Genomic DNA, 403 nt, shown 5'->3' on the forward strand with positions numbered 1-403 from the left:
TTCTAAAATGACTTTTTTAGCCTTTAGTTTTATTTTTTTTATAAAACTTCTAAAGCAAATACTTCTTATTGTAGGGAATGGTTGTCGAAGATATACTATGTGGTAATCATCGTCACTGCCGCTTAGATAATTAATAACTTCGTTGTAAAATAAAACATTCCGTCGTTTGTTTAGTTTTTCCTCATAACTCTCACCTGTGATGAGGTTGGTTTTCATCAAGCCATAGCTAGTCATGGAAAAAATATCTACATCGTATCCCAGGTTAATAAATGCTTTACATTGCGCAAATATTTTTTTGTTTACCCCATTGCTCTTGGCACTCGTGTCCAATAATGTTATGTATGCAATTTTCTTCATCATTAGCCTATACTGGATAACACTTCTTAATTGAACACCTTGAGCA

The 403-nt window shown here is 32.8% G+C and carries 1 protein-coding gene; it reads right to left on the reverse strand.

What is annotated here, in order from left to right:
• The coding region (locus KQX66_RS36545) for a hypothetical protein (RefSeq protein WP_216798406.1) at window positions 1–403 on the reverse strand (403 nt) is incomplete at both ends.

This window comes from Paenibacillus oleatilyticus (assembly GCF_018998565.1).
Classification (GTDB): domain Bacteria; phylum Bacillota; class Bacilli; order Paenibacillales; family NBRC-103111; genus Paenibacillus_G; species Paenibacillus_G oleatilyticus.